Annotated in this window: 11 protein-coding genes; 2 read left to right on the top strand and 9 right to left on the bottom strand. The window is 66.5% G+C overall.

Annotated elements, in window-relative coordinates; genetic code table 11:
* Positions 1–2: 2 nt before the first annotated feature.
* From ACZ9J7_RS04675 to ACZ9J7_RS04655, 5 genes are read right to left on the bottom strand one after another with little or no spacing between them, the layout of a single operon-like run.
* Complete coding sequence (locus ACZ9J7_RS04675) at positions 3–920, bottom strand: dihydrodipicolinate synthase family protein (RefSeq protein ID WP_476207428.1); 918 nt, start codon at positions 918–920, stop codon at positions 3–5.
* A 42-nt stretch (positions 921–962) separates the two neighbouring features.
* A complete protein-coding gene (locus tag ACZ9J7_RS04670) occupies positions 963–1769 on the bottom strand; it encodes an ATP-binding cassette domain-containing protein (protein ID WP_476207427.1) in 807 nt (268 codons plus the stop codon).
* Positions 1766–3904 (bottom strand): dipeptide/oligopeptide/nickel ABC transporter permease/ATP-binding protein, encoded by a 2139-nt coding sequence (locus ACZ9J7_RS04665; protein ID WP_476207426.1) that lies wholly within the window; start codon positions 3902–3904, stop codon positions 1766–1768. Before ACZ9J7_RS04665 ends, ACZ9J7_RS04670 begins: the two co-directional genes overlap by 4 nt.
* Before the next feature lie 3 nt (positions 3905–3907).
* Positions 3908–4864: an ABC transporter permease gene (locus ACZ9J7_RS04660; protein ID WP_476207424.1), complete on the bottom strand. Its 957-nt coding sequence runs from the start codon at positions 4862–4864 to the stop codon at positions 3908–3910.
* A 21-nt stretch (positions 4865–4885) separates the two neighbouring features.
* Entirely contained in the window at positions 4886–6526 is a 1641-nt protein-coding gene (locus ACZ9J7_RS04655) for an ABC transporter substrate-binding protein (protein WP_476207422.1), read from the bottom strand.
* Positions 6527–6672: 146 nt separating this feature from the next.
* On the opposite strand from ACZ9J7_RS04655, the gene ACZ9J7_RS04650 reads away from it, so the two are divergent.
* On the top strand, positions 6673–7578 hold the full coding sequence (locus tag ACZ9J7_RS04650) for a DUF4862 family protein (protein ID WP_476207420.1): 906 nt from the start codon (positions 6673–6675) through the stop codon (positions 7576–7578).
* Here ACZ9J7_RS04650 and ACZ9J7_RS04645 read toward each other — a convergent pair.
* Together ACZ9J7_RS04645 and ACZ9J7_RS04640 are read right to left on the bottom strand one after the other, a co-directional pair.
* Positions 7535–8152, bottom strand: coding sequence for a hypothetical protein (locus ACZ9J7_RS04645; RefSeq protein WP_476207418.1), 618 nt, complete (start codon positions 8150–8152; stop codon positions 7535–7537). The two genes, ACZ9J7_RS04650 and ACZ9J7_RS04645, sit on opposite strands and share 44 nt — an antisense overlap.
* A 46-nt stretch (positions 8153–8198) precedes the next feature.
* Positions 8199–9242: a sialidase family protein gene (locus ACZ9J7_RS04640; protein WP_476207416.1), complete on the bottom strand. Its 1044-nt coding sequence runs from the start codon at positions 9240–9242 to the stop codon at positions 8199–8201.
* A 211-nt stretch (positions 9243–9453) separates the two neighbouring features.
* On the opposite strand from ACZ9J7_RS04640, the gene ACZ9J7_RS04635 reads away from it, so the two are divergent.
* Positions 9454–12336, top strand: a complete 2883-nt coding sequence (locus ACZ9J7_RS04635; protein WP_476207414.1) for a sialidase family protein — start codon at positions 9454–9456, stop codon at positions 12334–12336.
* A gap of 72 nt (positions 12337–12408) precedes the next feature.
* Here the strand turns inward: ACZ9J7_RS04635 and ACZ9J7_RS04630 are convergent, their stop codons facing one another.
* Both ACZ9J7_RS04630 and ACZ9J7_RS04625 read right to left on the bottom strand, forming a co-directional pair.
* The gene (locus tag ACZ9J7_RS04630; RefSeq protein ID WP_476207413.1) at positions 12409–13107 is read right to left on the bottom strand and encodes an ABC transporter ATP-binding protein; all 699 of its coding nucleotides are present in this window, start codon (positions 13105–13107) and stop codon (positions 12409–12411) included.
* A gap of 31 nt (positions 13108–13138) precedes the next feature.
* A complete protein-coding gene (locus ACZ9J7_RS04625; protein ID WP_476207411.1) occupies positions 13139–14242 on the bottom strand; it encodes an ABC transporter permease in 1104 nt (367 codons plus the stop codon).
* Between the last annotated feature and the right edge of the window lie 147 nt (positions 14243–14389).

Below are 14389 nucleotides of genomic sequence, written 5' to 3'. Positions count from 1 at the left end.
GCCTAGACCAGGCCGTTGCGTTCCAGGATGACCTTGATCGCCATCGTCTCTTCCTCGTTGAGGGACAGCATGGGTGCGCTCATGGTGTTGGACTCGATGATGCCCATGATCTGCAGGGCGGTCTTGAATGCGCCCAGGCCGGCTGCCCCGCCGGAAACACGTCCGTTGGGGGTGTAGACGATCTCGAAGAGGTCTGCCAGGCGGTCCTGTTCGGCCGCAGCCTTGGCCCAGTCCCCGGCTTCGGCGGCATCCACCAGCTTGCGGTAGCCAGCCGGATCAACGTTGCCCAGACCAGGAACTACGCCCTGCGCGCCGCCCAGGAGCGCACCGTCCACCACTACCTCGTGGCCGGTGAAGATGTCGAAGTTGTCGATGTCCCGGGCCGCGAGCAGGAGTTGGCGGAAGGAAACATCGTCACCGGAGGAGTCTTTGACGCCTGCAATGACGCCGTCCCGGCCCAGCCGAACCAGAAGGTCGGTGGGGAGCTTGTAGTGGGTGCGGACCGGCACGTCGTAGGCGAAGACCGGAACGTCGACCGCAGCGTGGATGCTGCGGAAGTGGGTCTCGGTCTCATCGGCGTTGCCGATTGCGTAGTACATGGAAGTGGCCACGATGGCGTCGGCCCCGAGCCCGATGACCCGTTTGGCCTCTTCGATAACGCGGTTCGTGGTCTGCTCGTTGGCACCCACGATCAGGGGCACAGCCCCGGCATTGGCGTCGGCAATGGTGCTGACCACCTGGGCACGTTCGGCGTCGGTCATGTACGGAACCTCGCCGGAGGACCCCAGCACGAAGAGCCCGGACACGCCGCCGTCGAGCAGGTGCTTGGTGAGGTTCTGCAGCGAGGCGGTGTCAATGCTGCCGTCTGCGTGGCGGGGGGTGACGACAGGCGGGATGACGCCCGAGAACTGGGAAGACAAGGAGAACTCCAATAACTGGTTGGGAAAGAGGGGATGGGTGGTCTAGGTATGCAGCAGGCTGGGAGCCGCGCCGAGGAGCTTGCGGGTGTAGTCGTTGGTGGGGTTGTCGAACACTTGGGCTGCGGGTCCTTCCTCCACGATTTCGCCGAAATACATGACACAGATCCGGTCGGAGACATAGCGGACCGTCTGGATGTCGTGGGAGATAAACACCATGCCCAGGTTCAGCTGTGTCTTCAGGTCAGAGAGCAGGTTCAGGACCTGCGCCCGGACGGACACGTCCAGGGCCGACGTCGGCTCGTCCGCGACGATAATGTCCGGGTCCAGGGCCAGGGCCCTGGCGATGGCGACGCGCTGGCGCTGGCCACCGGACACTTGCGACGGCGTGACTTCTGCCGCGGAACCGGGCAGCCCCACCAGCGCCAGCAGTTCCTTGACCTTGGCGGCACGGTTGGCGGCGTTGCCGATGCCGTGCACCTGGAGCGGGTCCGTGAGGATGTCCTGGATGGTCATGCGCGGGTTCAGTGCCGTGGCGGGGTCCTGGAACACCACGGACACGGACCGGCCGAATTCTTTGCGCATGGCGGCGTTCCGCTTGATGGCGGGTTTGCCGTGGAAAAGGACCTGCCCGGATGTGGGCGCCTGCAGGCCCACCAGCACGGAGGCGAGGGTGGACTTGCCGCAGCCGGATTCACCCACGATGCCCACGGTTTCGCCGCGGCTGATGGTGAAGTCCACGCCGTTGACGGCCTTGACCACGTTGGGGCGGAAGAGGCCCCCGGTGCGGGCGCGGTGGTGGACCTTGACGTCCTTGAGCTCAATGACGGGCTGTCCGGTGGATGCGCTCACTTGGCGTCCTCCTTGCGGTGGCTGGCCCAGACGTGGTCAGCATCCCTGCCATTGGCCGAGGCCACGGCGGTGAGGACCAGTTGCTGGTTGGGGTCTGCGTCGCTGCGCAGGGAACGCGGCGCGAACCGGTCCCCGGGAGCGAAATCGTTGGGGGAGGGGACCGTGCCGGGGATCTGGTGCAGGCGGGCGGCGTCTGCCTCGATGGAGAGCACGGCGCCCAGCAGGCCACGGGTGTATTCGTGTTTCGGGTTCCGCAGCAGCTCGGAAGCCTGGGCGGATTCCACCACCTGGCCGGCGTACATGACGGTGATCCGGTGGGCCAGGGAAGCCACCAGGGCGAGGTCGTGGCTGACGAACACCATGGCAAAGCCCAGCTGCTCCCGCAGGTCGTTGAGCAGGTCCACCACCTGCTTCTGGACGGTGACATCCAGGGCAGTGGTGGGTTCATCTGCCACCACGATCCGTGGCGAGCGGGACAATGCCATGGCGATCAGGACGCGCTGGCGCTGCCCGCCGGAGAGCTCATGCGGGTAGCTGGCAAGGGTCCGTACCGGATCCAGCTTGACCATTTCCAGCAGCTCGGCGGGGGTCTTGCGCCCGCCGCGCCGGGTCAGCTGCAGCATCTGGTCCTTGATCTTCATGGACGGGTTCAGCGAACTGAGCGCGTCCTGGTACACCATGGCGATCTGCTCGCCGCGCAGGCCCTGGTAGGCCTTGGTGTTGCTGTGGCTGGTGTCCGGATCCAGCAGTTCCCTGCCGTCAAATTTGATGGAACCGGTGATCCGCGCGGTTTTGGGCAGCAGGCCCATGACGGCCAGGGAGGTGATGGACTTGCCGCAGCCCGATTCGCCCACCAGGCCCATGGTTTCGCCCTCGCGGACGGTGAAGGAAACGTTGTCCACGATGGCCGTCTCACCGAACCGGCCCGGGAAACGGATGGACAGGTCCTTCACCTCCAGCACCGTCCGGGCGTCCGCGGGGACCTGCGGGAGGCGGTCCGTGCGCGTGGCCTCGACGGCGGCGAGCAGTTCCAGCTCGCGGTCCAGCAGGGCGTGTGGGTTGGCCGCGGCCGTCCTGACGTCCGTGAGTATTGCTGAGGTGTCCTGCCGGCCCTCGGTGGGGGTTGTTCCGGAAGCCGGCAGGACGCCGTCGAGTTCGTGCTGTTCCACGACTGACGGCTGGGCAACCGAGGTGGCCACTTCCGTGTCCACCGCGGAGCCGGTGACGGCGGCGCCGGCCACCGAAGCGGCAGCACCGTCGTCGTCCTTCACCGCCGGCGCGCGCCGCAGCCGGGGATTGACCATGGCGTCGGTGAGTCCCTCAGCGAGGATGTTCAGCGCCAGGACGGTGAGGAGAATGGTGAGGCCGGCGAAGGTGGTGGCCCACCAGCCGCCGGACAAAACAAGGTTGCGGCCGTAGGAGATCACGTTGCCCCACGACGGCGCGGGGTCCTGGACGCCGGCACCAAGGAAGGACAGCGATGCTTCCAGGATGATGGCGTCGGCCACCATCACCGTGGCAAACACCAGGACCGGGGCCGCGGTGTTGCGTACGATGTGCTTGACCAGGATGTAGAACCGGCCGGCTCCGATGACCCGTTCGGCACGGACGTAGTCCTCGCCGTACTGGGACAGCACGTTGGCGCGGACCACCCGGGCGAGCTGCGGGGTGTAAATGATGGCGATTGCAATGATGATGGTGGGCACAGAGTTGCCGAAGGCCGCCAGCAGCACCGCGGCCAGGGCGATGCCGGGGAATGCCATCAGGATGTCCATGAGGCGCATGAGCAGTTCGTTGACGGCCTTGCTGGAGGTGGCCGCAAGTGACCCCAGGAGGGCGCCCGCCAGGACTGCCAGGCCCACGGCGCCGAGGCCGATCATCAGCGATGACTGCGATCCGTAGAGCAGGCGGGAGAAGATGTCGCGGCCCAGCCGGTCGGTGCCAAAGAAGTGCTCGGCGCCCGGGGGAGTGGCCGGCATGAAGGTTTCCAGCGGGTCGTGCGGTGCCAGGACCGGGGCGAAGACGGCGGCGAGGGCGATCACCACCAGGAAGGCGAGGGCCAGCCGGGAGCCCCAGGGCAGGGCCTTGAGGCGGAGGCCGGGGGCGCTCAGACGTTCAGCGAGTTTGCTGCGCATGGGTCACACGGTCCTGATTCGGGGGTTGATGAGCAGGTAGAGCAGGTCCACGGCGATGTTTACCAGGACGAAGGTGACGGAGATGGTCAGGACCACGCCCTGCACCAGGTTGACGTCCAGGTTGGTGATGCCGTTGAGGATCAGCTGCCCCATGCCGGGCAGGGCAAAGATCATTTCAATCACGACGGCGCCGCCCAGCAGGTAGCCGATCCGCAGTCCCAGCACGGTCACCGGAGTCACCAGTGCGTTCCGAAGCACGTTTTTGGAGACGACTTCGCGGTACGGCACGCCGTTGCCGATGGCCGTGCGGACGTAATCCCGGTCCAGTTCCTCCACCATGGAGGTGCGGACCACCCGGATGAGGGACGCCGAGACGGGGATGCCGAGGGCCAGGGCGGGCAGTGCCATGGAGTTCAGCCACCCCCCGAAGCCGGACTCCGGGGTGGCGATGCCGCCGGACGGGAACATCGGTGCCGGACCCAGTGCAAACCACTGGATCAGCAGGATGCCCAGCCAAAATGACGGCGTCGCCACCGCAGCGATGGAGAAGACACGGACCAGCTGGTCCTGCCATTTGTCCCGGTACAAGGCGCCGATGATGCCGAACACCAGAGAAACCACAACGGCGATGATGACGCCCAGGAAGGTCAGCTGCAGCGTCAGGGGGAACGCCGAACCGATCATGCTCGCCACGGATTTGGCCGGGGGCGTGGTGACGCCCAGGTCAAACTGCAGGAGCTTTCCCAGGAACCGCACATACTGCAGCAGCAGCGGATCGTTAAGGCCGTTCGCCTGACGGTACTGTTCCTTGGCTTCCTCGCTGGCGCCCTCGCCCAGGGCACTGCTTGCCTGGTCTCCGGGGGCCGCCTGCAGGACCAGGAACACCAGCAGGGTGATGCCCAGGACCATCAACGGCAGGGCTGCGAGCCTTCGGCCCAGCAGTCGCAATATGGTGCTCAATGTAGTCTCCGGTGGGTAGGGCTAGGCGGTGCGGCCCACACCAACGAAGGACACTCCGGTGGTGGGCAGGGGCTTGAAGCCGCTCAGTTTCTTTGCATCCCAGGCGCTGGGAAGCTGGCGGTGGAACAGCGGGTATAGCGGGACCTCTTCGGACACCAGGTCCACGATCTCGCCGGTCAGTTTCCTGGCGTCTTCCTTGCTGGCCTGGCCTGCCTTGGACATCAGGTCAACCAGCTGGGCGCGCTCCGGGGTTCCGCCCCAGAAGGCGCGGTTCTTCATCCAGGTGTCACCGGCGTAGAACCAGCTCAGCAGCAGGTCTGCGTCATTGCCGAAGACCGAGGGATCCCCCGGCGCGGCAACAACGGTGTAGTCGCCCTTGGCTACGCGGTCCGTGTACAAAGCGCCGGACTGCAGGTTCTTGAGCGTGACTTTGACGCCGGGGATCTTGTTCCACGATTCCAGCATCAGGGGTGCCACGTCCTTGACCCACGCAGTATCCGTGGTGAGCAGTTCGAATTCCAGGCTGCTGACGCCGGCTTCCTTGAGGAGGTCCGCCGCCTTCTGGGCGTCATAGCCGTACACGTTCTTGGCCTTGACGTAGTCCGGGTGGCCTTCCTGGAAGTAGGAGCTGGCCGGCTTGGCGTTTCCAAACAGTGCCTTCTTGATGATGGAGTCCTTGTCCAGGCCGTAGTGCAGGGCCTGGCGGACTTTCTTGTTGTTGAAGGGTGCGGCGTTGCAGTTGAACATCATGAACAGCAGGCCGAAGGACTGTACGGACTCGACGGTCGCTGCGGACTTCAGGCCCTGCATGTCCAGGTAGGGGACGTCCTCAATGGCCTGGACACGGCCTGACTGCATGGCGGTCACCCGTGCGGCCGCGTCCGAGAGCAGCAACCAGGTCATGCCCTTTGCAAGCGCTGGCATGGGGCCGGTGTAGGCCTGGTTGGCCTCGAAGACGATCTTGTCGTCTTTGACTGCGGAGATCAGCTTGTAGGGTCCGGTGCCCACGGGCTTGGCGTCGAAGGACTTCAGCTGGTCCGAGCCCACCGGGAAGTTGGTCAGCGCCTTGGGGACTACCTTCACCACGGAGATGCGCGGGCCGAAGCCGGGGAAGGCGTACTTCAGGGTGAACTCCACGGTCTTGGCATCGAGCGCCTTGACCTCCTGGATGAACGGGATGAACTGCGAGAACAGCGACTTGTTGGCCGGGTCCATGACCCGGGTGAAGGAGAACACCACGTCCTCGGCGGTAACGGGGGAGCCGTCGTGGAACACCGCGCCGTCCCTGATGGCCACCTGGTAAGTAGTGGCATTGACCATCTTGGGATCGGAAGCCGCGAGGGCGTTGAAGGGCTCCCGCGTAGCCGGGTGCAGCTCGATCAGGCCCTCGAAGATGTGCAGGTTCGCGGCCATGGGGGTTGCGCCGGAGGAGGAGATGGGGTCGAAGCCGGTGGAGAGGGCGTAGGAGATGCCAGCCTCGATGGTGAGGTCCTTGTTGATCGGCGCCGTGTTCTCAGCTGACCCCGTGGTGGTCGCGGCAGGTCCCCCGCAGGCAGCCAGGGAGCTGGTGAAGGCTGCGGCCAGGCCCATGGCCCCGCCGAGCTTCAGGAAGTTCCGGCGACTGGCGTCATTGACCAGTGGCAGGTTCTTGATGTTGTTCATATGCCTCACCGTTCAGAAGGATGTTTATCGGATGTAGGATGTCCTAGCTCGTAAGAAAAACTGTAAGTCCCATCACAGGCAACGTCAAGTGGACTTCCCAGCGCCCGTGGCCGTGGGTTTCGCTTGGCAATGCAATTGGAGGTTCAATGTCCCTGATCGTCGGTGCCTATGCTGCCCACCCCGATGAGTTGCAGCAGCAGTTCTACCAAGCGCTCGCCGGAGTACCTTCCGTCCGCGGACTGGAACTTCCCTATGGGCCGTACGGCGGAGCCGGCTGGCCCGCCGGCGCGCCGCACCATTGGTCCGCGGTGGTGACCTCCATTCCCGGAACCATGCAGCGCCTTCAAAGGAATCCAGCCTTCGGCCTTGGCTCCCGGGACGCCTCCGCCCGGCGGGAAGCGCTCGACCATGCGGCAGGCCTCAGGAAGTTTGTGCTGCGACTTCAGGATGACGGGCATGTGGTGGAGGGCGTTGAGCTGCATTCCGCCCCGACCGGCAGCGCCTCGGCCTGGTGGTTCGAGGAATCGCTCAAGGAAGTCCTCAGCTGGGACTGGGGAACCGTACGGGTGCTTATCGAGCACTGCGATGCACCGCGCGAGGGTGTCCGGCCGGAAAAAGGGTTCCTGGCTTTTGCTGACGAAGTGGACGTCGCCGTTTCCTTGAAGGCCCAAGGCTGGGGCCGTGTGGGGATGGTCGTCAACTGGGGCCGGTCGGTCATTGAATCCGGCATGCCTGAGACGGCGGCAGGGCACCTGTCCCTGGCCCGCGAGGCAGGGGTTCTGGCCGGGCTGGTCTTCTCCGGGTGTTCCCCGGAGAAGACGGAATTTGGTTATCCCTGGATCGATGCCCACCTCCCGCCCGTGGAAGTCGAAGGGGCTCCGTCCAGCTCCCTGCTGAACCGCGCGGAAATTAATCGGTGCAACGAGGCCGCAGGCAACCTGCCCATGCGTGGGTTTAAGATCGGCCTGCCCCGCCACGGGCTCTCTGTCGAGGAAAGGGTGGAGCGGCTCAGGCAGATGTGCGCCCTGGTCGAAGGGAACCTTCCAGGCTGACGCGGCCGGTGCTGATATCGAACCGGAACGTCCTGCGTCGCCGTACCGGCGAACCGCCACACATCCCTTCAACCAAAAACTCGAGCTCCAAGGTGTCCCGCCCGGCATCCTCTGCCGTCACTGTGTAGGAGGGCGAGAAATAGAGCGCTTCCCGGCCCGGCGGCAGGTCGGTTGCGGGAAAATCCCGGGCCCCGGGCCCGGCGAGACGGACCTGCGTGACCGTTGTGCCGCCGTCGTTCCTTGCCCTTCCCGTGAAGGCGAGGATGTCCCCGGCTTTGTAGCCGGGAATGATGGGGCCGTAGTTGAGGTCCTGCGCCTCGCGGGTGCCCAAAATCTGGGTTTGCCCGGCGGAGTAGCCCTGGCCGATCTCCTTGGACGCCGGGCCCCAGTCGCCGCCGTCGGCCGCCATGGCGTGGAAATCACCGGCGTGCTGCCACACTGCCGGGAGGCCGGGTGTGATGGACCGGAGCTCCATGTCGAAGGTGAGGCCACGGTCCACTTCCTTGCTGCCGGGCAGGGTCTGGGGCGCTGGAAGCTGGTCCGTCAGCTGGCCGGGTGGGATCGAGGCGAACACAATCTCCCGGTAGCCCTGGCGCTCGTACAGGACGCCGATGTTGCCGTCAGGCAGCCGGGCGGCAGTGGAGTAGGCGGAACTGCCCGCGCAGAGGACCAGCCCGGCGCGCCACGTCCCGCCGTTGTCCGTGGAGAGGCTGAGGACCGTGTTCCGCCGGAGGGCGGGGTCCTGGTTGTTGGTGGCCAGGAGCCACCCGGTCCGTCGCGGGGGTGGCCAGGCCCTTCACCGCCGGCAGACCGTCGAAGCGGGCTAGCGAGCCGTTATCACTCGGGTCCGGAAGGTCCATGACCGGAACCAGGCCGCTCCAGCTCTGCCCGCCGTCGCTGGACGTGGCAGCCAGCCGCCGTGGCGTGGCTCGGCTGTGCAGCAGCAGGCGTCCGTCATCCAGGGCGGTTACCTTGTTTTCGTTCGGTGCGGCGTCATGGGTTCCTGCGCCGATGAACTCCCCGAACCTCCAGGTGTCCCCGTGGTCGTCGCTGCAGGCCGAGGCTGCCATGATCGCTCCGCCGCGCAGGACTACAAACTGCTGCACCAGCCGGCCCCGGAACGGCCCCGAATGGACCTGGATTCCCTGCCCTGCCGCGGCGAACATGCCGGTGATGTCCTGGCCTGCGGTCGAACTGGCTTTGAGCTCGGACGTAAGGCGCCGGTGCTGCCAGGTGGCACCGTCGTCGTCAGACCAGCTGAGGTCGCAGTGCTGGACGTCATCGTCGCCATGGTCCATTCCCGTGGTCGATTCGAAGAACCCGGCGCGTGTTCCGGCGGCGTGGAACAGGAAGACCCGCCCCGTCTCGGCATCGACCAGCAGGCTGGGGTCGCCGAAACCCTCCAGGCCGGTGCCCCGGCGCACTACTTCCTGTGCACTCCACGTCGCGCCGTTGTCGGTGCTGCGGCGGAGCAGCAGATCGATGGGGCTGGGCAGGTCGTCCAGGTTCGGCCTGCCATCGTAGGCGGCCAGCAGCGTCCCGATAGTGGTGACGGCGAGCGCAGGAATGCGGTACTGGCGGTATCCGCCATGGCCGCGGGTGGCGAGGGCACGCTCCACTGCCGGCGTGGCAATGGGCCATTCAGGAGAAAGGTAGGACGTCACATGTTTAGTCTAGCTTTCCGGATCGCGCCACCCTATGGTGGTAGGACGTCGTATGTAGCAAGAATCACATTTGCGGGCAGCCTCGGCGTCGTTACCTCCCCTCGAGCCGCCGCGCGGCGTCCAGAAAGGACATGGTTTGCGAACTACCACTAAAAGAACCAGGAAAAGATCACTGAGGAAGGCCGCCGGCGCGGGCGCCGTGGCCCTGTGTGTGCTGGCTGGCAGCGCGCTGCCCGCGGAGGCCGCGCCCATCCCGTCCAGCAGCCCCACTGTTCCACCGGGCAGCTTCCAGGAACAGAACCTGGCGGCAGACCGGACCGCCAACAACTTCTTCTACCGGATCCCCGCGCTCGCACACCTGGGCAACGGCGTGGTCCTCTCAGCCTGGGACGGCCGGCCCGGCAGTGCTGCCGATGCCCCCAACCCCAACTCCATCGTGCAGCGCCGCAGCACGGACGGCGGCCGCACGTGGGGCCCGGTGCAGGTCATCGCCACCGGGCACGTGGCCGACGCCAGTGGCCCGAAGTACGGCTACAGCGACCCGTCCTTCATCTACGACGCCGAGGCCGGGAAGGTCTTCGCGTTCTTCGTCTACTCCAAGGAACAGGGCTTCGGCGGCAGCCAGTTCGGCAACGACGACGCTGACCGGAACGTCATTTCCTCCGCCGTCATCGAATCGTCCGACGGCGGTGCCACGTGGAGCCAGCCCCGTCTCCTCACCGGCGTCACCAAGCCAGGCACCAGCAAGACCAGCCCCGCGGCGGGCGACGTCAGGTCCAACTTCGCGTCCTCGGGCGAAGGCATCCAGCTCAAATACGGACCCTACAAGGGACGCCTGATCCAGCAGTACGCCGGCGACGTCCGCCAGGCAGACGGCACCAACAGGATCCAGGCCTACAGCGTCTACTCCGACGACCACGGTGCTACGTGGCACAAGGGCGCCAACGTGGGTGACCGGATGGATGAGAACAAGACCGTGGAACTCTCGGACGGGGGGGTCCTGCTCAACTCGCGGGACAACGCCAACCAGGGCTACCGCAAGGTGGCGGTCTCCACCGACGGCGGCGCCACCTACGGGCCGGTCACGCAGGACACCGAATTGCCGGATCCGGCCAACAACGGTGCTATCGCCCGGATGTTCCCCAACGCCGCGCAGGGCTCGGCCGATGCGAAGAAGCTGATCTTCACCAACGCGAATTCCAAGACTGCGCGTGAGAACGTTTCAGCCCGGGTGTCCTGCGACGACGGCGCCACCTGGCCGGGACTCCGCACCATCCGATCCGGCTTCTCCGCCTACTCCACGGTGACCACGCTGGACGAAGGCAGGTTCGGCGTCCTGTACGAGGGCAACTACACGGACAACATGCCGTTCGCCTCCTTCGATGACGCGTGGCTGAACTACGCCTGCGCCCCGCTGGCGGTCCCCGCCGTCACCACCGCACCGGGAGCCACCAAGCAGGTGGCCGTGACAGTGACCAACCAGGAAGCCGCAACGCTTTCCGGCGCCAGCGCCACCGTCTACACCCCGTCCGGCTGGTCTGCCACCACGGTGCCCGTGCCTGATGTCGCACCCGGTGCCTCCGCGACCGTGAATGTGGACCTCACCGCCCCGGCCAACGCCAGCGGCCCGCAGAACCTCAACGCGGCGTTCACGACGGCGGACGGCCGGGTTTCGCAGGCCACCTTCACGGCCACCGTGCCGGTGTCCCCGCAGGTGGGCCTCACCATCACCGGTTCCGCGCCGGACCGGGACGTTGCCGCCAGCCCGTACCAGGCCGGCGACGTGCTCAGCTACACGTTCAACGTCAGGAGCACGGCCAACGTCACCGCCAATTCCGTGCCCGTTTCCGGTACTTTCGACGCCGGCTTCCTCCCGCCGTCGGCCCCTAACTGCCGGTTCAACAACCTGGCTGCAGGTGCCGGCTACACCTGCACCACGGCTAAGCACACGGTAACGGCCGAGGACGTGGCGCGCGGCTACTTCGTCCCGGAGGCGGCATTCAGCATTACTGCCAGCGCGACGCCGTCGCTCACCAAGATGGTTCCCTTCACCGGCGCCGCCGTGGCACTGCGTGATGGCCTGGCGGCCGCCTCCATCGCTGGCAGCCGCAACGACGCCGGCCGGGACCTGGCCGCGCAGCCGTACAGCGCGGGGGAGGCGTTCCCCTATAAGTTCGACGTCACCAACACCAGCCCCCTGGTGGAAAAGGTGGTACCCACCGCCGGTAACTTCAGCCCGTTTGTCCCGGACGGCCCGGGCAACTGCCGTTACAGCGTCCTGCCCGCCGGTCAGTCCTACACCTGCGCCACTCCCCGTCACACCGTCACCGCCGAGGAAGCAGCCCAAGGGTTCTTCGTCCCCGAGACCTCCTGGGAGGTCAGCGCCGCCGGCCAGGCCACCCGAACCTATGCCGTTAACGGCGGCGAGGTGGACCTGAAAGTGCGCGACGCCAGGCTTGAAGGCACCGTCGACGCGGAATGGAAGGACGCCGACGGCGACCGGTACGCCTCAGCGGGCGATACCGTCACCTACACCTACACCCTGGGCAACGCCGGAAACGTGGCATTGACAGCGGTTTCAGCCCCGGACGCGGGCATCAGTGAACAGCTGCTGGCCGCCGGCAGCAGCGTGACCGCCACCCGGGACTATGTCCTGACCGCGGCTGATGTCTCCGCCGGCCAGTTGGCGCCCGTCAGCTTCGAGGCCGCCGCGGACAACGGTGCCAAGCGCATTACGGCATCGGTGGCCGGCGGGAGCATCCGGCTCAACCTGCAGCCCGCGCAACCCGAATCCGCGCCGGCGCTGGCGGTCCAGGACTTTGAAGGCCAGACGCCTCCGTCGGACCTCGGCACCGCGGACAAGTACCGCAACGGCCAGAAAGTGGTTCTCGCGGGCCTCGACTACGGGCAGTGGTACTACGTTTACCTCAACAAGCGCAGCTACCGGATCGGCTGGATCTTCCCCACCACGGCTAACACGGTGGAGTTCATCCTGCCTGCCGACGTGCCGAACGGCCGCGACGACGTAGTGGTGCTGGACAAGGACGCCAAACAGGTGTCCTTCGACCGCCTGCAGGTGACCCCCAAGGGTTAGTCCGCGGCCTTTTTACGAACGCAAAACGGCCCCGGTGGGTGGCACCGCCGGGGCTGTTTTGCGTCGTTACCGTCAGGCGCCTGCCAGCACCGGCGCCGTGAGCCGGCCGTCCCGCATGGTGGCCACCTCGTCGGTCAGCGGCACGAACTCGGTGTCATGGGTGACCATCACCGTTGCCACCGAGAATTCGGTGGTCACCTGCCGAAGCAGCGCCACAATGGAGGCACTCCGTTCGTGGTCCAGTGCCGCCGTCGGCTCATCCACCAGCAGGACCCTGGGGCTGCCCATGAGCGCCCGGGCAATGTTTACGCGCTGGCGCTGGCCGCCGGAGAGCTGGTGCGGAAGTTTCCCCGCGCTGGCGGACAGCCCGACGACGTCCAGCAGTTCGGCGGCCCGCGCCTTTGCCGCTTTGGCGGACTTTCCGCGCAGGTGGTCGCTGATGACGAGCTGTTCGACGGCGGTGAGCGACGGGAGCAGGTTGGGCTGCTGGAAGATGATGCCCACTTTCCCGCGCCGCAGGGCTGTAAGTTCCTTGTCGCGGAGCCCCGCGGTGTCGGTGCCGTCGATGATGACTTGGCCACTTGTGGGGCGGACCAGGGTGGCGGCGGTGGCCAGGAGGCTGGATTTGCCGGAGCCTGAGGGGCCGACGAGTGCCACCAGCCGGCCGGCTTCGGCGGTGAGGCTGACCCGGTCCAGGGCGGTGGTGGTGCGGCCGCCGTCGGGATATTCGAGGGTGACGTTGAGCAGATTCAGGGGAGCGGTTGTGGCCATGACGTTTCCTTTCAAAGGGAGGGAGGAGGGGTTAGTTGCCGCCGAGCGCCAGGAGCGGGTCGACCTTGGTGACGCGCCGGACGGCCAGCGCCGCGCCGGCCAGGCCCAGGGCAACGATCCCGACGACGGGAACCACCGTGGTGACCAGGTTCAGCTGGAAGGGGGCGGCCTGCGCGGCCAAGAAGCCGGCGGCAGCACCCACGGCCCCTCCGGTTCCGGCGCCGGCCAGCAGCACGATGGCGGCCTGGGTCATGGCGTCCCGAAGGATGTAGGAACTGGGTGCGCCCATGGCTTTCAGGACGGCGATGTCGCGGGTGCGCTGGATGGTCCACACGGTCAGGAAGGCGACGATCACCAGTGCAGAGATTCCGTAAAGGAACGCCTGCATCAGCGTCAGCGACCCGTTCTCGCTTTTGAAGGAGCCCAGCGCCTGGAAAGATCCCGTGCGGGATTCGCTGACCGTGTGCGCGGCGGAATCGGCGGCGGCCCGGTCGACGTCCGCCCCGTCCGCGTAGGTAACGGCGACGACGGTGGCCAGCTGGCCGGCGTCGGACACGTGCGCAGCTTTGGCCCATGCGGGCAGCGCGGTCCACACCACGCTGGTGTGCGCGTACCACTGGTCCGGCACCACGGCGGCGACGGACAGCTCCACGCCGCCCAGGGACACCTTGTCCCCTTGGCCCACCGACAAAGCCTCCGCCACCGAGGCGCCCACCACGGCCGTGCCGGTGGAGACCTCCACGGGCGCCAGCGGACTCCCCGGCGAAACGCCGAACACGGCAACATTCGCCGTCCCCGAACCATCCGCCGTCTGTGCCCTTGTCTGGGTGACGCCCAGCGGTTCGGCAGAACGGACACCGGGCTGGCCCTTCCAGCTGTCCACCTGCACGGCGGTCACCGAGCTTTCGGTATAGGACGCCTTGGGGGAGCCGGAGCCGGGGGCACCGAAGGCGATAACGTCCACGGGTGTGGCGGCGGACGACCCAAGCCTTCCGATGGCGGACGTGGATTGCTCGGCGAGCCCCGCGGTCAGGCCGGACAGCATGACCAGCAGGAGGGTGATCAGGGCTACGACGCCGCCCATCATGGCGAACCGGCCTTTGGCGAAGCGGATATCGCGGATTGCCAGGAACACGTTGTTTCTTCTCTCAGCAGGGGTGGATTGTTCTGTAGTTCCACTCTCCTGGCAGGAGCCTGCCCGGGGATCGCGGGAATGGTTGATCCACGGGAATGGAAGGGTTGATACCGGAGTCAACCTTTTGGTTGATTCCCGGCACGTGCT

Source organism: Pseudarthrobacter sp. TE9888 (genome assembly GCF_056279345.1).
This window is presented reverse-complemented; position numbering and strand designations above follow the sequence as displayed.

Coding starts and splice junctions, on each gene's coding strand:
- ACZ9J7_RS04665 (WP_476207426.1), bottom strand. CDS start 3,904: ATGCGCAGCAAACTCGCTGAACGTCTGAGCGCCCCCGGCCTCCGCCTC.
- ACZ9J7_RS04655 (WP_476207422.1), bottom strand. CDS start 6,526: ATGAACAACATCAAGAACCTGCCACTGGTCAATGACGCCAGTCGCCGG.
- ACZ9J7_RS04650 (WP_476207420.1), top strand. CDS start 6,673: ATGTCCCTGATCGTCGGTGCCTATGCTGCCCACCCCGATGAGTTGCAG.
- ACZ9J7_RS04630 (WP_476207413.1), bottom strand. CDS start 13,107: ATGGCCACAACCGCTCCCCTGAATCTGCTCAACGTCACCCTCGAATAT.